Source organism: Microbacterium testaceum (assembly GCF_003075375.1).
GTDB lineage: Bacteria > Actinomycetota > Actinomycetes > Actinomycetales > Microbacteriaceae > Microbacterium > Microbacterium testaceum_E.
The window spans coordinates 53,811-72,299 of record NZ_QDFT01000003.1; the positions used below are offsets into that span (position 1 = coordinate 53,811).

Here is an 18,489-nt window from a genome sequence, read left to right on the forward strand (position 1 = left end):
ACGGCACGATGGAGGCATGAGCGACGGCTACGATCCGGACTTCCTCGGCATCCCCCTCCCCCTCCCCTCGCCCGAGCGACCCGCGACGCGGCTGGACTATCCGCGATTCTCGGTCCTGCTCGACGAGCAGCGCCGCTTCGCCGCGGTCACCGGCGTGGTGATCGACGGTGCGACGCTGCGAGACCTCCCCCGCACGGGCGAGTGGCGTCTCGACCCGCGGGTCGCGGCCGACGCTCAGGCCGGGCCCGAGGTCTACAGCCGTAACGACCTCGATCGCGGGCACCTGGTGCGTCGGCGCGACCCCGGCTGGGGAGAGTCGTCCGAGGCACGGGATGCCACCGAGGCGACGTTCTTCTACACCAACGCCGCACCGCAGGCGGCCGGGTTCAATCAGTCCGAAGAGCTGTGGCTCGGGCTCGAAGACCACGTGCTCGCCTACGCCGAGACGACCGACCAGCGGATCGCGGTGTTCACCGCCCCCGTCCTCGGCGCCGACGACCCGCCGTACCGGGGCATCCGCGTGCCGCTGCGCTTCTGGAAGGTCGCCGCCTGGCGCGCGGGAGACGTCCTCGGCGCCGCGGGATTCGTGCTCGACCAGAGCGACCTGGTCGACACACGGCAGGGACTCGTCGTTCCGCCGCTCGGCGCCTTCCGCACGTTCCAGGTGCCGATCGCCGAGCTCGCGGCCGAGGCCGGCATCGACGTCGGACCGCTCGCTTCCGCCGACACGCTCGTGCGACGGGGGCTGCGGCCGGTGGCCGCGCGCGAGCTGAGGAGCGCCGCGGACATCGTCTTGTGAGGCGCGGCGGCGCGACCGACCTGATCGAAGGCCACTCGCGAGGACCCGCTCGCAGCCCTCAGGTGCGGCGCACCGCGTGCAGAACGGTGTCGACGGCGGCGGCGGGGTGGCCGTCGCGCAACTCGGCGTCGGCGCTCGAGCGGGTCACCCGCTCGCAGCGCAGGACGTCGAACCGCTCGTCGAGCGCCCCCCGCAGCAGCTCGGGGGTGTACAGGATCGCCGGGTCGCTCGGGCCGTGCCCTCCGGCGGCGATGTTGTCGACGTCGTGGCCGACCACCACGAGCGTCCCCCCGGGCGCGACCCAGGCGGCGATGCGCGAGACCGCCGCCGCGCTGTCGGGCAGATGCAGGTAGCACGACACGACCAGATCGACCGGCGCTGCGGGCTGCCACGCGTGCACGTCCCCCTCGACCCAGTCGACCGCGTCACCCCCGGGCCGGGCGGCGGCGAGCGCCAGGCCGGCGCTCGAGAAGTCCAGGCCCGTGCACCGCCATCCACGCTCGGCGAGCCACAGGGCGGTCCGCCCGTCTCCGGTCGCGACGTCGATCGCTGTTCCCGCCGACAGCGCAGCGGTGATCTCGCGCACCACGGCGGGCGGCTGCGTCGCCCACACGCCTCCGGCGGAGGCACGGTAGCGCTCGTCCCACTGCGCGGCATCCATTCGGGCTCCTTCTGCTCGCCCCCACCCTAGAGCGCGGGGTCGGTGCGGGGCGCCGTCTTGCGGCGTGCATATCCTCCGCGATGTGAACGATCTCCGTCCGAGATCTGGAACCCCGGCGGATTTTGCGCACGTCGCGGAGGTTGTTCACGCGCCCACGACCCCGCGACACCGCGGAGGTCGTGCACGTCCCCGCGACGCCGCGCACACCTCGGGGATGATGCGCATGCCCTCGACGCACGCGACACGCCCGGCGGTGCATGACCTCCGTCGTCCCCGCAGCGCGCGCACGCGAAAGCCCCGCCGCCTCGAAGGCGACGGGGCTCGCGCAGCGTCACTCCCCCGACAGACCGCCCAGGAGGTGTCCGAACGACCGGCCCTCGCCGAGGTACGACGAGGGGTCGAACGGGTCGGTGTCGCGGACGGGCTCACGGGCCGCGATGGCGTCGGCGAGCTCGCGGGCGCCGCGGTCCACGCGGGACCCGAGCGGCGCCACCTCGTCGGCGTTCGCTCCCCAGTCGCTGGATGCCGCGAACACCCCGGTCGGCACGGGGTTGGCGTGCAGGTAGGTGAACAGCGGGCGGATCGCGTAGTCGATCGCGAGCGAGTGGCGGGCCGTGCCCGCGTTGGCGCCCAGCAGCACCGGGGTGCCGTTCAGCGCCTGCGGGTCGAGCACGTCGATGAACGACTTGAACAGGCCCGAGTAGCTCGTGGAAAAGATCGGTGTGACCGCGATGATGCCGTCGGCCGAGACGACCGTGTTGATCATCTGCTCCAGCGCGGGCGGCGCGAAGCCGGTCAACAGGTTGTCGGTCAGGTCGTGGGCGTAGTCGCGCAGCTCGAACACGTCCGAGGTCGCGTCGATCCCGCGTTCGCGCAACTCGGCGAGCACGGCGTGCGCCAGGCGGTCGCCGAGCATCCGCGTCGACGAGGGCGTCGACAGCCCCGCGGTGACGACCGCGATGCGACGGGCGGCCATCTCAGGCACCGACCTTCGCGGCGGCCTTGCCGAAGGCGCTGCCGGCCTTCGCGGCATCCTGGTACGGGCTTCCCGAGGTGAGGTTGTCACCGCGGTTGGCGGCGGGGACGGCCTGGCGCGGCGCCGCCCCGGCGTAGATCTTCTCGACCAGGTTGGCGTGCGTGGGGGCGTCGGGCACCTCGGCCGGACGGTTCTTCTGCAGCTCCTTGCGGAGGACGGGGACGACCTCGCCGCCCAGGATGTCGAGCTGCTCGAGCACGGTCTTGGTCGGAAGACCCGCGTGGTCGATGAGGAAGAGCTGGCGCTGGTAGTCGCCGAAGGTCTCGCGCATGGCGGCGTAGCGGTCGATTATCTGCTGCGGCGAGCCGACGGTCAGCGGGGTCATCTCGCTGAAGTCCTCGAGGCTCGGGCCGTGGCCGTACACGGGCGCGTTGTCGAAGTAGGGGCGGAACTCGCGCACCGCGTCCTGGGAGTTGGCGCGCATGAACACCTGGCCGCCGAGGCCGACGATCGCCTGCTGGGGCGTGCCGTGGCCGTAGTGGGCGTAGCGTTCGCGGTACAGCGTGATGAGACGCTGGTAGTGCTCCTTGGGCCAGAAGATGTTGTTGGCGAAGAAGCCGTTGCCGTAGTACGCGGCCTGCTCGGCGATCTCGGGCGTGCGGATCGAGCCGTGCCAGACGAACGGCGGTACGCCGTCGAGGGGACGCGGGGTCGAGGTGAAGCCCTGCAGCGGCGTGCGGAACTTGCCCTCCCAGTCGACGACGTCCTCACGCCACAGCTTGTGCAGCAGGTCGTAGTTCTCGATGGTCAGCGGCAGTCCCTGACGGATGTCCTTGCCGAACCAGGGGTACACGGGGCCGGTGTTACCGCGACCGAGCATGAGGTCGGCGCGGCCGCCCGACACGTGCTGCAGCATCGCGAAGTCCTCGGCGATCTTCACCGGGTCGTTCGTGGTGATGAGCGTGGTCGAGGTGGTGAGGATGAGGCGCTCGGTCTGCGCGGCGATGTACGCCAGCGTCGTCGTGGGCGACGACGACCAGAACGGAGGGTTGTGGTGCTCGCCCAGGGCGAAGACGTCGAGTCCGACCTCCTCGGTGTGCTTCGCGATCGTGAGCGTGTCCTTGATGCGCTGGGCTTCGCTCGGGGTCTTGCCCGTGGTCGGGTCCTGGGTGATGTCGCTCACCGTCATGACACCGAACTGCATTCCGGGCCAGTTGCTCGTCTCGTTCACGATGCGCCTCCTGTTTGTATGCATCTGAATATACATGGGAGAACGCCGGGCCGTCGGATCTATTCCCGGACCACCGGCATCCGCTCGAACCTGCCGATAAACGCTCTCCGTGTCGAGAAACGCGACGAGACCGCGTTTCTCGATACGGAGAGCGTTTGTGGGCGGATGCCGGGGGCACACGCCGACGCCCGGGGCACGCGCGGATGCCGGGGGCACGCGCGGATGCCGGGGCACACGCCGACGCCGGGGGCACACGCCGACGCCGGGGGCACGCGCGGATGCAGGAGGCACACGCCGACGCCGGGGAGGCACGCGCGGACACCGGGCAGGCACGCGCGAACGCCGGGAGGCACGCGCGGACACCGGGCAGGCACGCGCGGACGCCGGGGACACGCGCGGATGCCGGGCAGGCACGCGCGGACGCCCGGGAGGGCGTCAGGCGCCCATGAGCCCCGCCCCGATCGAGGTCCCCGCCGCCGGCGCGGGCGGCACCGCCCACAGCCCCGAGCCGACGTGGCGCAGGTATTCGCCCATGGCATCCGTCGCCAGGGACCGCTGCACCGTGATGTACCGGTCGGGACTGCGCTGGAACGACAGGAAGAACAGCCCGGCGTTCAACCGGCCGAGGTCGGTCGTGCCGTCGACGAAGTTGTACCCGCGGCGCAGCAGACGGATGCCGCCGTTGAGATCGGGGTGGGCCAGCCGCACGTGACTGCGCGGGTCGATCGCGGGCTTCCCCGTGGCGCCGACGGCCGCGAAGTCGGGAGCGGCGAACTCGTCGCCGCCCGACAGCGGCGCGCCGTTCGCCTTGTCGCGACCGACGACCCGGTCCTGTTCGGCCAGGCGCGTGCGGTCCCAGGTCTCGATGAGCATCGCGATCCGCCGGGCGACGAGGTACGACCCGCCCGCGAGCCACGCCGGGCCCTCGGATGCCGGCACCCACACGTTCTCGTCGAGGGCGGCGGCGTCGTCGGCCAGGATGTTCGCGGTGCCGTCCTTGTACCCGAAGAGGTTGCGCGGGGTCGCCTGAGCGGCGGTGGTCTTGGACGTGCGTCCGAATCCGAGCTGCGACCACCGGATCGTTGCGCGGCCGAAGGCGATGCGACTGAGGTTGCGGATCGCGTGCACGGCGACCTGCGGGTCGTCCGCGCACGCCTGGATGCACAGGTCGCCGTCCGAACGGAGCGGATCGAGGTCGTCGCCGACGAAGGCGGGCAGCCGCTCGAGCCCCTCCGGCTTCTGGGCCTCGAGCCCGAAGCGCTCGTCGAAGAGCGACGGGCCGAACCCGAACGTGATCGTGAGGTTGCTCGCGGGCAGCCCCAGCGCCTCGCCGGTGTCATCCGGCGGCGCCTCGGGCGACCCGCCGACCGCGCCCGTCGCGCTGACGTCGAGACCCTGCATCATCCGGGTCGCGGCGTAGGTCCAGTCCGACAGCAGCTCCGCCAGATCCGCGCGCGTGGTGCGGGCCATCATGTCGTAGGCGGCGAAGTGCAGGTGGTCCTGCACCGGAGTCGTGATCCCGGGCTGATGGATGCCGGCCCCCGGGGCCACGGCATCCGTCACCGCCCGCGCCTGCGCGGTGCCGTACGCGGCCCCGCCGACCAGGCCCGCCCCGGCGCCGACGACGAGGCCCGTGGCCCCGGCGCCGATCGCCAGGCCGAACAGGCCCCGGCGGGAGAGGCCGGCGGCATCCGTCCGCTCGTTGGAGACGGCACCCGCCTCGACGGGCGGGGAGGACTGCTCTTCGTCGGTCACGCTCACTCCAGGATCGTCACCGTGAGCTGCGACAGCGGCTCGGCGAGCGCGTTGATGAGGTCGGTCAGCTGACGCTTGTCGGCCTCGGTGAGCTGCGGATAGGGCACGAACCCGGCGTCGGCGGAGCCGTGCGCGGCGAGCGCCGCTTCGAGGTCGGCGTACCCGGCGTCGATCCGACTGACGAGCGAGGCGCCCTTGTCGCCCTTCGATTCGGCGAAGTCGCGCACGAGCGAGAAGGCCATCTTGGAGCCCTCGACGTTGGCGGCGAAGTCGTGCAGGTCGGTCTTGGACCACCAGTCCTCCTCGCCGCTGATCTTGCCGGTGGCCACCTCGTCGAGCAGCGCGATCGCACCGTTCGAGATGCCCGCGACGCCCTGCGCCTCGAGCGTCCGGGTGAACTCGTCGGAGTGCACGTAGTCGTACAGCTCCTGCGTGTCGGCGATCAGCTGGTCGCCGTAGGTCGCGCGCTCCGCGGTCGTCGAGGGAGCCCAGTCCTTCCACGCCGGGGTCTCGCCGTCGGCGTTGAGCGCGTCCTGCGCGGGCACCCAGAGGTCCTTCTCGATGCGGTGGAACCCGGTCCACTGCAGGCCCTCGGCAACGGCGTCCACCTCGCGGTAGTCGATGCGCGGGTCGAGGTCGCCCAGCGCCTCGGCGACGGGCTCGATGCGCTCGTAGAAGGCGCGCACGCGCGGGAACTGCTCACGCGCGGCGGCGTCGTCCCCGGCCTCGTACGCGGCGGCGAAGGTCTGCACGGCGGGGATGAGCTGGCCCGTCTGGTCCTTGACGAACGCGGCGTACAGGTCGACGGCCTGCTGCTTCTGCTCGGCATCCGCTCCGTCGAGGGCGACCGCCTCACCGGTGACCGCGAAGGCCTTCTTGCCGACGCCGTCGCCCACCATCCCGGGCTTGCACAGGGTGAAGTAGTCGCCGGGCTGAGCGACGACGGTCAGGCTGCGCGAGGCGCCGGGGGCGATGTTCTCGACCTCGCCGACGATGCGCAGGCCGTCCGAGGCCAGCAGGTAGAACTCGGTCACCTGATCGCTCTTGTTGTCGATCTGGAACGCCACCGTGCCGCTGGGGGCGCTGCTCGACGACACGGCGCAGTCGTCGGCGGTCGAGGTGACGGTGAGCGCGCCGGTGCCGGCGGCGTCGGCCTTGGCGACGCACCCCGACAGGGCGAGGGCGGCGACCCCGGCCACGGCGGTGGCCGCGAGAAGGCGTGTGGGATTCATGGTGCTCCGTTCGGATTCGGAAGTAGCGGATGCCACGGCGTCGGGGAGGGGCGCGGACCCGGGAGTCAGGAGGTCGCGGCGGCGGCCGTGGCGCGCGCGGACGGCGCGACGGGGCTGGCCGCGGTCGCGCGCGGACGACGGTTCGCGCGCACACCCCGGATGAACAGGGGGACCACGACCGCGACGTAGATCACCCAGGCGATCACCTGCAGCCACGTCATCTGCGGCATGAAGCCGACCGTCGCCTGCAGGATCGCGGCGAGCGCGCTGTCGGGGGCGATCACGGTCGAGAGGTCGAAGGCCCAGCCGAAGGGCAGACCCGCCCAGCCGACGGCGACCGCACCCGTGGCGGGGTCGATGGGCGCGCCGGCGCCGAAGGGACCGGGCAGGACGCCGGCCTCCTGCAGGTCGTGGAACGCGTAGGCGAGCACCCCGGCGGCGACCACGACGAGGAAGCCGCCCGTCCAGGTGAAGAAACGACCGAGGTTCAGGCGCAGCATGCCGCGCGCGATGAACCAGCCGAGCACCGCGGCCGTGGCCAGCCCCAGCAGGGCGCCGATGAGCGCCTCGGCCGACTCGCCGAAGGACTGCACCATCGACCACAGCAGCAGGGTCGTCTCGACGCCCTCGCGCGCGACCGACACGAAGCCGATGGCCACGAGCGCCCAGACGCCGCCGCGCAGGGCCTTGTCGACGCCGCCCTCGAGGCCGCTCTTGAGGGTGCGGCCGGCCTTCTGCATCCAGAAGATCATCCAGGTGACCATCGCCACGGCCAGCAACGAGAGCCCGCCGCCGAGCATCTCCTGCGCCTCGAAGGTCAGCATGTAGGCGCCGAAGGTGAAGACGGCGCCGATGGCCAGCGCGAGACCGATCGCCAGGCCGACCCCGGTCCACAGCTTCGGCAGGGCATCGCGGCGACCGACCCGGGTGAGATAGGCGACGAGGATGCCGACGACGAGCGCGGCCTCGAGGCCCTCGCGGAGGCCGATGAGGAAGGTGGCGAAGAAGCTGGCAAGCACGGGCGGGTTTCCGACTTTCGGGAGATGGGATGCCGCGACGCTGCGGGTCGGTAAGGACAGCCTCACCTGACTCAGACAGATTACGCACTTTCGCCGCGACGCGCATCCCCCGCGCGCACCCGTGCCGCTCTCGGGACGGAGGCGGAGGTAACCCTCGGCAACATTCGCGCCGACGGCCGCGAGCCGATCTAGCCTCGACGCATGTCCGAGCTCACTCTTCCGATCCTCGACCTCTCGCTCCTCGACCAGGGCCCCGACGCCGCCGCCCGGTTCCGCGACGATCTGCGCGCCGCCACGCACGACGTCGGCCTCTTCTACCTCACCGGCACCGGCGTCAGCGCCGAGCTGGAGTCCCGACTGCTGCAGGCGGCGAAGGACTTCTTCGCCCTGCCGGATGCCGACAAGCTCGCCATCGAGAACGTCACCAGTCCGCACTTCCGCGGCTACACGCGCGTCGGCGGCGAGCTGACCCAGGGCCGGGTCGACTGGCGCGAGCAGATCGACATCGGCCCCGAGCGGGAACCGCTGGTCGACCCCGACGGTCCCGGCTACAACCGCCTCGTCGGCCCCAACCTTTGGCCCGCGGCCCAGCCCGAGCTGCGCGAGGTGGTCGCCGAGTGGCACGACCACCTGACCGGCATCGCCCGTAAACTCCTCCGCGCGTGGGCGCTGTCGCTGGGAGCCGAAGAGCAGTACTTCGACCGGCACTTCGGCGACCCGCAGACGCTCATCAAGATCGTCCGCTACCCCGGCAAGGACGACCCCACCCCCCAGCAGGGCGTCGGTGCGCACAAGGACTCGGGAGTCCTCACCCTGCTGTGGGTGGAGCCGGGCAAGGGCGGCCTGCAGGTCGAGCGCGACGGCGAGTGGGTCGACGCTCCCCCGGTCTCGGGCGCTTTCGTGGTGAACATCGGCGAGCTGCTCGAGTACGCGACCCAGGGCTACCTGACCGCGACCAACCACCGGGTCATCTCGCCGCGCTTCCCGGACGAGCGCATCTCGGTGCCGTTCTTCTTCAACCCCGCGCTCGACGCGCGCCTGCCCATCATCGATCTGCCCGAGGAGTTGGCATCCGAGGTCCGGGGAGTCACCGACGACCCCACCAACCCCATCCACGCGACCTACGGCGAGAACGCCCTCAAGTCGCGCCTGCGCGCCCACCCCGACGTGGCCGAGCGCTGGCACCCCGACCTGTTGGCCGCGCGCGCGGGCTCCTGACCCGCGAGGTCATCCCCGCGATAAACGCCGGTCCCGCTCAGACACGCGGCGACGCGCCGTGTCTCGGCAGGACCGGCGTTTATCGATGGTGCTGGCGGTGTGCTCGAGCGACCGGGCGGGGCAGCGGTGGAGCGGACCCGGCAAGGGCAGGGCGGGCCGGGGGCGCGAAGAGCGAGGGCACGGCATCCGGGAACGCCGAAGGCCGCCCCACACCGTGGGGCGGCCTTCCAAGAATGTTTTGCGCGATAGAACGCTGGTGCGATTAGCGACGCAGACCGAGACGCTCGATGAGCGAGCGGTAACGGTTGATGTCGACGTCCTGCAGGTAACCCAGCAGGCGACGGCGCTGACCGACGAGCAGGAACAGGCCACGGCGCGAGTGGTGGTCGTGCTTGTGTGCCTTGAGGTGCTCGGTGAGGTCCTTGATGCGCTGCGTCATCATCGCGACCTGCACCTCGGGGGATCCGGTGTCACCGGGGTGCGTCGCGTACTCTTCGATGATCGCCTTCTTGACGTCTGCTTCGAGTGCCATAGATGGGATCCCCTTCCTTCTCATTGCGCGGCGCTCGGCACCTGATGTGCGAGCTCTCTTTATCCGCGGCCGATCGAACGGCAACCGCATGAGTCTACCAGCCCCCGACCCCGTGCACGAACCGTGCCGCGGACCACTGTCGGCGGGCTGGCGTAGCCTCGATCCGTGCAGCCGAGCGACCCCGTGACCACCTCCCGGGCCCGCCGCGCCCTGATCGACGTCCGCCCGCTCACCACGTCTCCCGCGTTCGCCCGGCTGTGGATCGGCTCGACCCTCGCGGGCCTCGGGGGTCAGCTCACCGTCGTCGCGGTCATGCTGCACGTGTTCGAGCTGACGCAGAGCACCTTCGCGGTCTCGATGATCGCGGTGGCGGGGCTGCTGCCCATGGTCGTGGCGGGTCTGTACGGCGGCATGCTCGCCGACGCCTTCGATCGGCGCACCGTGGCACTGCTGGCGGCCGTCATCACCTTCGCGTCGACGGCCCTGCTGGCGATCCTGGCTTGGACGGGTCTCGAGACGGTGGCCTGGCTCTTCGTGCTCAGCGTGGTCAACTCGGCCGCCAACTCGATCGTCATGGCGACGAAGTCGGCGATCACCCCGCGACTGATCCCCCGCGACCTCCTGCCCGCGGCGGCGGCGCTGCAGGGGGTGACGGTGGGGATCATGGTCATGGCCGGACCGGCCCTCGCGGGAGTGCTCGTCGCGGTCGCCGGCTACGCCTGGACGTATTCGCTCGACGTCCTGCTGATGACCTCGCTGTTCCTCGGCCTCTGGTCGCTGCCGCGCCTGCGGCCCGAGGGAGAGATCGTGCGCCCGGGCCTGGAATCGTTCCGCGACGGCGTCCGCTTCCTGCGCCGTGCGCCGAACATCCGCTTGCAGTACATCCTCGACATCATCGCCATGACCTTCGGTCAGCCCGTGGCGCTCTTCCCCGCGATCGGCGCCGTGCTGCTGGGCGGCGGAGCGATCACGACCGGCGTGCTCACCGCCGCGGTCGCGGCCGGCGCCTTCCTGTCGAGCCTGTTCTCGGGACCGATCGGGCGCGTCCGGCGCCAGGGCCTCGGCATCGCCCGGGCGATCCAGGTCTACGCGGTGGCCGTCGGCGCTTTCGGGGCGGTGCTGCTCGCCGCCTCCCTGGGGTGGCTGCGCCCCGCCGACACGGGCGAGGACGTCGCCGCCGTCGTGCTGATCGTCCTGGCCGCGATCGCACTGGCCGTCTCGGGCGCCGCCGACAACGTCAGCGCCATCTACCGCTCCACGATGATGCAGGCGGCTGTTCCGGATGCCATGCGCGGGCGCCTGCAGGGCATCTTCATCGTGGTGGTGGCCGGCGGTCCCCGTGTCGGGGCGCTTTACGCCGGCACTCTCGCGACCCTCGCCGCGCTGTGGGTGCCCCCGCTGCTGGGCGGCCTGGTGATCCTCGCCCTCGTCGGGACCCTGGTGCGTCTGACCCCGCGCTTCCGCGCCTACGACGCCCTCGACCCGCAGCCCTGAACGACACCGGCCCCTGAGCGACGCCGCGACCCCGGGCGACGCCGAGCCACCCCGCGACCCCGGGCGACGCCGAGCCACCCCGCGACCCCGAACCACCCCGCGCACCGAGCGACCCCGCGACCCCACGACCCCACGACCCCGAGCGACGCCGCGACCCGAGCGACCCCGCGGACGTCGAGCGCGCCGCCGCCCCCGGCGACCGTGCTCCCCGCGCACCACCCCCGCGTCATCCGACTGCCGAGAGACGGCGGATTCCGGACGTCGCATCCGCTCGGCGGACGCGCGGACGGGCGCCGACCGTAGTGTCGGTCCCGTGGCATCCCCTTCCTCCCCCTCCCCCGCGTCGATCGTCGTGCAGTTCGTCCTCACGGGGATCGTGTGGGGGTCGAGCTTCCTCTTCATCGCCGTCGCCCTCACCGGCATGACGCCCGCGCAGGTCGCCGGCGGGCGACTGCTGTTCGGCGCGCTCGCCCTCGGCGCCATCGTGCTCGTCCGCCGCGAGCGCCTGCCCCGCGGCCGGCGCACGTGGGGCCATCTCGTCGTCCTGGCCGTCAGCTTCTGCGTCGTGCCGTTTCTGCTCTTCGCCTGGGCCGAGCAGCACGTGTCGTCGGGGCTGGCGAGCATCTTCAACGCGACGACCCCGATCATGACGGCGATCATGGCCTGGGCGGTGTTCCGGGTCGAGCGGCTCGCGATCGGGCAGCTGGTCGGCATCGGTGTGGGCATCGTCGGCGTCGTCGTCATCATCGCGCCGGGGGCCGTGGCCGACGTCGGCGACAGCACCGTCGCCCAGCTGGCACTGTTGGCCGCGACGGCGTGCTACGGCTTCAGCCTCGCGTACATGCGCCGCTTCCTCGGCGACACCGGCCTCTCGGGCGTCGCCTTCGCCTTCGGGTACATCGCCCCGGCGGCGGCCATCATGGTCGCACTGTCGCCGCTGATCCTCGCCGAGCCGATGCGCCTCGACCTGCCCGTCTCCGCCAGCATCATCGCCCTCGGGGTGCTCGGCACCGGCGTCGCCTACGTCTGGAACCAGAACACCCTGCGCGCCTGGGGACCGACCCGTGCCTCGACGGTCACGTACATCACCCCCGTGGTCGGGGTGGGGCTCGGCATCCTGTTGCTGAACGAGACCATCAGCTGGAACGAGCCCGTGGGCGCGGCGGTGGTCTTCGTGGGCATCCTGCTCGTGCAGCAGCGCCTTCGCCTCGGGCGCCGCGCGGTCGCGGGGTAGGCCCCCGTCCGCGACGCGGTCCCTGCACCCCGGTGGCGGACGGAGACGACGAAGACCCCGGATGCCGAGCACCCGGGGTCTTCGAATCGATCAGTACCGCGACGCGCGTCGCGGTCGGATCACGCCTGGAGCGAGAGCTGCAGGTCGAGCTCGATCGTGACGTCCTTGCCGACGAGCACGCCGCCGGTCTCGAGCGCGGCGTTCCACGTGAGGCCGAAGTCTTCGCGGTTGACGACGGTCTTGGCGGTCGCGCCGGCCTTGTAGTTGCCCCACGGGTCGGTGCCGAAGCCGCCGAAGTCGAGCGAGAAGGTGGCGGGCTTGGTGATGCCGCGGATGGTGAGGTCGCCGTCGACGAGGAAGTCGCCGTCCTCGAGGCGCACGCCGGTCGAGCGGAAGTCGAGCGTGGGGTAGGTCTCGGCGTCGAAGAACTCGGCCGAGCGCAGGTGCTGGTCGCGACCCTCGTCCTTGGTGTCGACCGAGGTGACGTCGACGGACGCCTCGACGGTGGCCTCGAGGGGGTTCTCGGGGGCGACGATGGTGGCGCTCTTGACACCGAAGGTGCCGCGCACCTTCGAGATCATCATGTGGCGCACCGAGAAGGTGACCTCGCTGTGGGCGGGGTCGAGCACCCAGGTGCCCGTCTTGTAGCCGGGGATGTCGAGGGCGGTTGCGTCGGTCATGTCACTCCTAAAGGTCGGGGGAGCCGTGTCGGCGTCCTGACGGGATCAAACTCCCATTCACACGAATGTATTCCACACTCGAGGAAAAAAACGAACCCGAGGGTGCCGTGGGCCCCTCGGGTTCGTGAACGTCCGGTGTCGAACGGGTCAGCCGACCTTGAGCAGGTCGATGATGAAGATGAGCGTCTTGCCCCCCAGGAAGTGCCCGCCGGCGGGGCCGTACGCCAGGTGCGGCGGGATCACGAGCTCGCGACGGCCGCCGACCTTCATGCCCGGGATGCCGTCCTGCCAGCCCTGGATGAGGCCGCGGAGGGGGAACTGGATGCTCTCGCCACGGCCCCACGAGGAGTCGAACTCCTCGCCGGACTCGTACTCGACACCGGCGTAGTGCACGGTGACGGTGTCGCCGGGCTTGGCCTCGTCACCGTCGCCGACGATGATGTCGCGGATGACGAGGTCGGAGGGGGCGGGGCCGCTGGGAGCGTCGAACTCCGGCTTGGTGCGATCAGTCATGAGTCCATCCAAGCACGCCCGGCCCCTCGCGAACGTCCCCTGGACAAAGACTCAGCGCCCGGTGCCGCGGCGATGCCTGCGTGTCTCCCGGGCGCTGAGTTGGCCTACGTCGATGGTCCTCCCGCCGCGTGCCGGTGTCAAGACCCCGGTGAGCGCCGCTCGTTCGCCGACACCGCAGGCGATCGCCGAACCCGCACGCCGGCGCGATGACATGCGCGCGGTCTCGTCGTCCTCGTGCGGTTCCGGCGTCCGGTGGGGCTGTCGCGCCCCGCACGCGTCAGCGCGACAGCAGCGCGGCCCGCGCCGCCGTGGTGCGCTCGAGCAGATACCGCTCGGTCGCCGGTGCGTGAGGGTCGCGCCCCGACAGGGTGCGCTGGCGCGCGGCGGCCAGAGAGGTGGCATCCACGATGAAACCCCTCATCACCGCGGTGCGGTCCCCCGGAAGGGTGCGCGCCCACGCCAGCGCCGACCGTCGACCGGCGGGCGTGGCGAGCATCTCGACCTCTTGCGGGGTGAACCACCCCGCCGCGGCGTACTCGCCGAGACGGGCGCGCGTGAGGCGCGTCTCTTCGCGCCGCAGGGCCAGGATGCCGAGGATGAAGAGCACGAAGAGGGGCACCTGCAGCGCCGCGTACACCTCGAAGAAGTTCGCGAACGTCGCCGAGCCGTTCCAGAGGGCGTGCAGCAGGATCGCGCCGATGAGTCCCGGGATGCCGTAGCGCAGCGCCGCACCCGCGCGCAGGCCCCGGCGCGCGGCGAGACCGAAGGCGAAGCCGGTCAGGCTGGTGAACATGACGTGCGCGAACGGCGACAGGACGGCGCGCAGGAAGAACGTGCTCGCCACCTGCGCCGACCCGCCCTCGAGATAGCTGATCGCGAAGTACTGCACGTTCTCGGTGAGGGCGAAGCCCGCGCCGATCAGCGCACCGTAGACGATGCCGTCGACCGGCCCGTCGAACGCGCGACGCGCGAACGCGAAGATCAGCAGCACCCCGAGCCCCTTGGCGATCTCCTCGACGATCGGCGCCTGGACGACGGCGCTGACGGCCTCGGGCAGACGTCCGGCCACGAGGGTCACGACCAGGTCGACGGCCAGGGCGATCACGACCGAGGCGATCGCCCCCCACGCCACCGCGAACACGAGCAGGCGTCGCGGTTCCGGCTCCCACCGGTCGATGTACCGCACGGCGAACCACACGATGACGAACGGGATCGCCGCGAGCACCAGTCCGAGGAACGTCGCCGCGGTGCCGAGGAAACCCGTGAAGTAGCGCACCAGGAGCGCGAGCAGGGGGACGAGCAGCACCGCCACGACCCACAGGGCCACTCCCCCGCGACGTGAGCCGGGCGGGGCGGCGGAGACCGCCGCCTGCGGCGCGGTGGAGATGCGGGTGGGTTCGACCGAACCGGGCCGCGACAGCGGCGACGGGGAGCTCATGCGCTCAGCCTAGGGTCGGCCGTCTGTTCGGCGTCGAGGGTTGCGGGCTCGGCCCCGGGGCACGGCCCGGTAGCGTGGAACCATGCGTTTCGCCCACGTCCGGTCTCACGAGGGGGCGCACGCCCCTCGTCTCGTCAGCGTCCACGGCGAGGAGTTCAGCTTCGTCGACGAGCTCTTCGACGGCGCCCCCGCCACGCTCGAGCAGCTCATCGCCGGGGGTGACGCCGAGCTCGCCCGTGTTCGCGCGGCCGTCGACGACGCGCCCCGGCATCCGTTGGACGGCATCCGCTTCGCCTCCGCCGTGCTCGCTCCCCCGTCGATCCTGGCCGTGGGGCTGAACTACGCGGCGCACTCCGGCGAGCTCGGGCTCAAGACCGACGCGGGCCCCACGGTGTTCGTGCTGTGGCCGAACTCGCTCACCGCGCACGGCGAGACCACGTCGTGGCCGCGAGCGCTCAGCGAGGCCGTGGACTACGAGGCCGAGCTGGGTGTGATCATCGGGCGCCCCGGTCGCGACATCGCCGAAGAGGACGCCCTCGACCACGTCTGGGGCTACACGGTGGTCAACGACATCACCGCGCGCAACATCCAGTTCTCTGAGGCGCAGTGGTCGCGCTGCAAGTCGTTCGACGGCTTCACCCCCACCGGGCCCTTCGTCGTCACGGCCGACGAGATCCCCGACCCGCAGGATCTGCACATCTGGACCGTCGTCGACGGCCACACCGTGCAGGATGCCAGCACCGGCCAGATGGTCCGCTCGGTCGCCACCCTCGTCAACAAGCTGTCCGAGTCCGTGACTCTGCTGCCCGGGACGCTCATCTCCACCGGCAGCCCCGGCGGCGCCGGCTACTCGCGCGACCCGCAGATCTTCCTGCGCGACCGCTCGACCGTGACCGTCGGCATCGACGGCATCGGCGAGCTCACGACGCACTGCCGCATCCTCGACTGACCCGGCGCCCGCGCCCGCCCGGCGCCGCGCCCGCCGCGCCCGCCGGGCGAGCGCGCCCGCCCGGCGCCGAGCTCCGGGCGCGCGAGACAGCATCCCGCTGACATCTCGGTTGCAGAATGTCACCGAGTTGTCAGCCGGATGCCGTCTCGAGGCCGCCGGGCCAGCGGCGGCGCCGCCGGGCCGGCCGCGGGGTCGCGAACGCCGAGCCCGCCGCGGCGGCGGCGCCGCGGATCAGTCCTCGACGACGCTGTCCGCCGACCGGACGATCGGGATCGCCGCGGTCACGGCCTGCAGGCCCGACAGGCGCGCGGGCGAGATCTGCTTCGTGACCTCTTCGCGCGACATCAGCCCCGCCTCGACGACGAGGTCGGCGACGTTGCGGTGCGTCAGCAGCGCCGTCTTGGCCAGGGCGGCGGCCGCCGCGTACCCGATGAAGGGGGTGAGCGCCGTGACGACGCCGACCGACGACCCCACCATCGCGCCCAGGCGTTCGCGGTTCGCGGTGATGCCGTCGACGCAGTTGACGCGCAGCGTCCACATCGCCTGGCGCATCCACGTGATCGACTGGTAGATCGAGTGGGCGATGACCGGCTCGAAGGCGTTGAGCTGCAGCTGACCGCCCTCGACCGCCATGGTCACCGTCATGTCGGCCCCGACGACCGAGAACGCCACCTGATTGACCACCTCGGGGATCACCGGGTTGACCTTGCCGGGCATGATGCTCGACCCGGCCTGCCGCGCCGGCAGGTTGATCTCGCCCAGGCCCGCCTGCGGACCCGACGACAGCAGGCGCAGGTCGTTGCAGATCTTCGACAGCTTGACGGCGTTGCGCTTGAGCGACGACGAGAACGACATGAAGGCGCCCGTGTCGCTCGTGGACTCCACCAGGTCGGTCGCGGTCTCGAGGTCGAGGCCGGTGATCGCGCGCAGGTGGCGCAGGACGGCACCCGCGTAGCCGGAGTGGGCGGTGATGCCCGTGCCGATCGCCGTGGCGCCCATGTTGATCTCGTACAGCAGGTAGGCGTTCTCGGTGAGGCGGTTGTAGTCCTCGCCGAGCGTGGTGGCGAAGCCGTGGAACTCCTGCCCGAGGGTCATGGGCACGGCATCCTGCAGCTGGGTGCGGCCGACCTTGAGGACGTCGTGGAACTCCTCGGACTTGGCCAGGAACGACTGCCTCAGCAGGGCGAGCTCCTCGAGCAGGCTCTGCAGGGTGAGCGACAGGCCGATCTTGATCGCCGTCGGGTAGACGTCGTTGGTCGACTGGCTGCGATTGGTGTCGTCGATCGGCGAGAGGAAGGCGTAATCGCCCTTCTCGCGTCCGGCCATCTCGAGGGCGATGTTGGTGATGACCTCGTTGGCGTTCATGTTGGTCGACGTACCGGCGCCGCCCTGGATGACGCCGACGGTGAACTCGTCGTGGAACTCGCCGTCGATGACCCGCTGCGCGGCTCGGTCGATCAGATCGGCCTTGGACTCGTCGAGGACGCCGATCTCGCGATTGGCGCGGGCGGACGCCTGCTTGACCATCGCCAGCGCCCGCACGAGGTCGGGGTACACCGAGATGGGCCGCTTCGCGATCGGGAAGTTCTCCTGTGCCCGGGCGGTGTGGATGCCCCAGTACGCGTCGGCGGGGATCTCGAGGGATCCGAGGGAGTCGGTCTCGGTACGGGTGCGCGTCATTGCGTCCAAAGCCATGTGGGGGTCCTCGTGGGTGTCACGGCGAGCAGGGATGCCACGAGCCTAACCACCGCGCTCCGCCCCGCCGCTGGACGCCGCGGCCTGTCGGGCGATCCCCACCGTCCGCCGCGTCTATTGCCCGGGCGCGCGCTTGCGCGAGAACGCCTCGAGTCGCTCGCGCGGGCTGAGCGCGGCCATCCGCGCCGTCCACTCGGGGGTGAAGACGCCGGACGACTCGGCGTCGACCACGGGGACGACCGCGTGGGTGACGGTGTCGTCCCACACGTGCACCAGGTGGAACGACCGGCCGTCGTCCATGCCGTTGACGGCGTCGGCGGGGCGTGCGAGGTCCATCGTGTAGCAGGACGCCGAGGCGACGCTCACCGGCACCCCCGCGAACGTGCCCGAGGTCGAGTAGTGCAGGTGGCCGGCGAGGATCGCTCGGACGTCGCTGCCGGCGATGGCCTCGGCCAGCCCGGCCTGGTCGCGCAGCTCGAGGATGTCGAAGAAGGGGATGTGCGTGGGCAGCGGCGGATGATGCAGCGCCAGGATCGTCCCGAGCGGGGCGGGCTCGGCGAGCTCGGCCCGCAACCAGTCGAGCTGGGCGGCGTCGAGATCGCCGTGGTGCCAGCCGGGCACCGTCGAATCCAGCGCGATCAGCCGCAGCCCGCCGAGGTCGTGCACGCTCGTCACGGGCTCCTCGGTGGCCGGGGAGTCCAGCAGGTGCGCGCGCAGGGCGGCACGCTCGTCGTGGTTGCCCGCGACCCACACCACCGGGGCGCCCAGCCGCGCCGCCCACGGCTCGACCGCGTCGCGCAGCGCGCGGTACGCCTCGGGCTCGCCGAGGTCGGTCAGATCGCCCGTGAAGACCACGGCATCCGGTCGCACCCCCGTCGCCTCGGCGGCGGCCAGAGTGCGGCGCAGGTGCCTCGCCGTGTCGAAGCGGTCGCCCAGCAGCCGATCGCCCCCGAGCAGGTGCGTGTCGCTGAGGTGGAGGATCACGCGCGCCGCGGGCGCGTGCTGACCGAACTGCACGGATGCCATGACCTCAGCCTAGAGAGGGGCTCCGACACCCCGCGCG

The 18,489-nt window shown here is 71.5% G+C and carries 17 protein-coding genes; 5 read left to right on the forward strand and 12 right to left on the reverse strand.

The window, feature by feature from the left end; genetic code table 11:
• Positions 1–16 precede the first annotated feature (16 nt).
• Complete coding sequence (locus tag DC432_RS01920; RefSeq protein WP_165801160.1) at positions 17–799, forward strand: DNA/RNA non-specific endonuclease; 783 nt, start codon at positions 17–19, stop codon at positions 797–799.
• A 58-nt stretch (positions 800–857) separates the two neighbouring features.
• Here DC432_RS01920 and DC432_RS01925 read toward each other — a convergent pair whose 3' ends face one another.
• The 6 genes from DC432_RS01925 to efeU form a co-directional block, all read right to left on the reverse strand.
• Positions 858–1,460, reverse strand: coding sequence for a class I SAM-dependent methyltransferase (locus tag DC432_RS01925; RefSeq protein WP_116536454.1), 603 nt, complete (start codon positions 1,458–1,460; stop codon positions 858–860).
• A 331-nt stretch (positions 1,461–1,791) separates the two neighbouring features.
• Entirely contained in the window at positions 1,792–2,436 is a 645-nt protein-coding gene (locus DC432_RS01930; RefSeq protein ID WP_116536455.1) for an FMN reductase, read from the reverse strand.
• A gap of 1 nt (position 2,437) precedes the next feature.
• Positions 2,438–3,640 carry an LLM class flavin-dependent oxidoreductase gene (locus DC432_RS01935; protein WP_165801161.1) on the reverse strand — a complete coding sequence of 401 codons (1,203 nt, stop codon included), beginning with the start codon at positions 3,638–3,640 and terminating at the stop codon, positions 2,438–2,440.
• Between the two features lie 462 nt (positions 3,641–4,102).
• Positions 4,103–5,422 (reverse strand): iron uptake transporter deferrochelatase/peroxidase subunit, encoded by a 1,320-nt coding sequence (gene efeB / locus DC432_RS01940; protein WP_116536515.1) that lies wholly within the window; start codon positions 5,420–5,422, stop codon positions 4,103–4,105.
• 2 nt (positions 5,423–5,424) lie between these two features.
• The gene (efeO, locus tag DC432_RS01945) at positions 5,425–6,654 is read right to left on the reverse strand and encodes an iron uptake system protein EfeO (protein ID WP_116536457.1); all 1,230 of its coding nucleotides are present in this window, start codon (positions 6,652–6,654) and stop codon (positions 5,425–5,427) included.
• A 65-nt stretch (positions 6,655–6,719) separates the two neighbouring features.
• A complete protein-coding gene (gene efeU / locus DC432_RS01950) occupies positions 6,720–7,673 on the reverse strand; it encodes an iron uptake transporter permease EfeU (RefSeq protein WP_116536458.1) in 954 nt (317 codons plus the stop codon).
• Between the two features lie 201 nt (positions 7,674–7,874).
• On the opposite strand from efeU, the gene DC432_RS01955 reads away from it, so the two are divergent.
• Positions 7,875–8,891 carry an isopenicillin N synthase family dioxygenase gene (locus tag DC432_RS01955; protein WP_116536459.1) on the forward strand — a complete coding sequence of 339 codons (1,017 nt, stop codon included), beginning with the start codon at positions 7,875–7,877 and terminating at the stop codon, positions 8,889–8,891.
• Positions 8,892–9,153: 262 nt separating this feature from the next.
• Here the strand turns inward: DC432_RS01955 and rpsO are convergent, their stop codons facing one another.
• On the reverse strand, positions 9,154–9,423 hold the full coding sequence (gene rpsO, locus DC432_RS01960; RefSeq protein ID WP_108319161.1) for a 30S ribosomal protein S15: 270 nt from the start codon (positions 9,421–9,423) through the stop codon (positions 9,154–9,156).
• A gap of 165 nt (positions 9,424–9,588) precedes the next feature.
• Between rpsO and DC432_RS01965 the strand changes: the two genes are divergently transcribed.
• Positions 9,589–10,917 carry an MFS transporter gene (locus DC432_RS01965; protein ID WP_243392983.1) on the forward strand — a complete coding sequence of 443 codons (1,329 nt, stop codon included), beginning with the start codon at positions 9,589–9,591 and terminating at the stop codon, positions 10,915–10,917.
• 313 nt (positions 10,918–11,230) lie between these two features.
• Complete coding sequence (locus DC432_RS01970) at positions 11,231–12,151, forward strand: DMT family transporter (protein WP_116536460.1); 921 nt, start codon at positions 11,231–11,233, stop codon at positions 12,149–12,151.
• Positions 12,152–12,270: 119 nt separating this feature from the next.
• Here the strand turns inward: DC432_RS01970 and DC432_RS01975 are convergent, their stop codons facing one another.
• The 3 genes from DC432_RS01975 to DC432_RS01985 form a co-directional block, all read right to left on the reverse strand.
• On the reverse strand, positions 12,271–12,831 hold the full coding sequence (locus DC432_RS01975) for a YceI family protein (protein WP_108317955.1): 561 nt from the start codon (positions 12,829–12,831) through the stop codon (positions 12,271–12,273).
• A 147-nt stretch (positions 12,832–12,978) separates the two neighbouring features.
• The gene (locus tag DC432_RS01980) at positions 12,979–13,344 is read right to left on the reverse strand and encodes an FKBP-type peptidyl-prolyl cis-trans isomerase (RefSeq protein WP_013583439.1); all 366 of its coding nucleotides are present in this window, start codon (positions 13,342–13,344) and stop codon (positions 12,979–12,981) included.
• A gap of 277 nt (positions 13,345–13,621) precedes the next feature.
• Positions 13,622–14,782, reverse strand: a complete 1,161-nt coding sequence (locus tag DC432_RS01985; protein ID WP_116536461.1) for a PrsW family intramembrane metalloprotease — start codon at positions 14,780–14,782, stop codon at positions 13,622–13,624.
• An 82-nt stretch (positions 14,783–14,864) separates the two neighbouring features.
• Between DC432_RS01985 and DC432_RS01990 the strand changes: the two genes are divergently transcribed.
• Positions 14,865–15,731, forward strand: coding sequence for a fumarylacetoacetate hydrolase family protein (locus tag DC432_RS01990; RefSeq protein ID WP_116536462.1), 867 nt, complete (start codon positions 14,865–14,867; stop codon positions 15,729–15,731).
• Between the two features lie 231 nt (positions 15,732–15,962).
• Here DC432_RS01990 and DC432_RS01995 read toward each other — a convergent pair whose 3' ends face one another.
• Positions 15,963–17,426: an aspartate ammonia-lyase gene (locus DC432_RS01995; protein ID WP_116536463.1), complete on the reverse strand. Its 1,464-nt coding sequence runs from the start codon at positions 17,424–17,426 to the stop codon at positions 15,963–15,965.
• A 114-nt stretch (positions 17,427–17,540) separates the two neighbouring features.
• Positions 17,541–18,452 carry a phosphodiesterase gene (locus DC432_RS02000; protein WP_116536464.1) on the reverse strand — a complete coding sequence of 304 codons (912 nt, stop codon included), beginning with the start codon at positions 18,450–18,452 and terminating at the stop codon, positions 17,541–17,543.
• Positions 18,453–18,489 lie beyond the last annotated feature (37 nt).

Coding starts and splice junctions, on each gene's coding strand:
- DC432_RS01990 (WP_116536462.1), top strand. CDS start 14,865: ATGCGTTTCGCCCACGTCCGGTCTCACGAGGGGGCGCACGCCCCTCGT.
- DC432_RS01935 (WP_165801161.1), bottom strand. CDS start 3,640: ATGCAGTTCGGTGTCATGACGGTGAGCGACATCACCCAGGACCCGACC.
- DC432_RS01925 (WP_116536454.1), bottom strand. CDS start 1,460: ATGGATGCCGCGCAGTGGGACGAGCGCTACCGTGCCTCCGCCGGAGGC.
- rpsO (WP_108319161.1), bottom strand. CDS start 9,423: ATGGCACTCGAAGCAGACGTCAAGAAGGCGATCATCGAAGAGTACGCG.
- DC432_RS01985 (WP_116536461.1), bottom strand. CDS start 14,782: ATGAGCTCCCCGTCGCCGCTGTCGCGGCCCGGTTCGGTCGAACCCACC.
- DC432_RS01955 (WP_116536459.1), top strand. CDS start 7,875: ATGTCCGAGCTCACTCTTCCGATCCTCGACCTCTCGCTCCTCGACCAG.
- DC432_RS01980 (WP_013583439.1), bottom strand. CDS start 13,344: ATGACTGATCGCACCAAGCCGGAGTTCGACGCTCCCAGCGGCCCCGCC.
- DC432_RS01975 (WP_108317955.1), bottom strand. CDS start 12,831: ATGACCGACGCAACCGCCCTCGACATCCCCGGCTACAAGACGGGCACC.
- DC432_RS02000 (WP_116536464.1), bottom strand. CDS start 18,452: ATGGCATCCGTGCAGTTCGGTCAGCACGCGCCCGCGGCGCGCGTGATC.
- DC432_RS01995 (WP_116536463.1), bottom strand. CDS start 17,426: ATGGCTTTGGACGCAATGACGCGCACCCGTACCGAGACCGACTCCCTC.
- efeO (WP_116536457.1), bottom strand. CDS start 6,654: ATGAATCCCACACGCCTTCTCGCGGCCACCGCCGTGGCCGGGGTCGCC.
- DC432_RS01930 (WP_116536455.1), bottom strand. CDS start 2,436: ATGGCCGCCCGTCGCATCGCGGTCGTCACCGCGGGGCTGTCGACGCCC.
- DC432_RS01920 (WP_165801160.1), top strand. CDS start 17: ATGAGCGACGGCTACGATCCGGACTTCCTCGGCATCCCCCTCCCCCTC.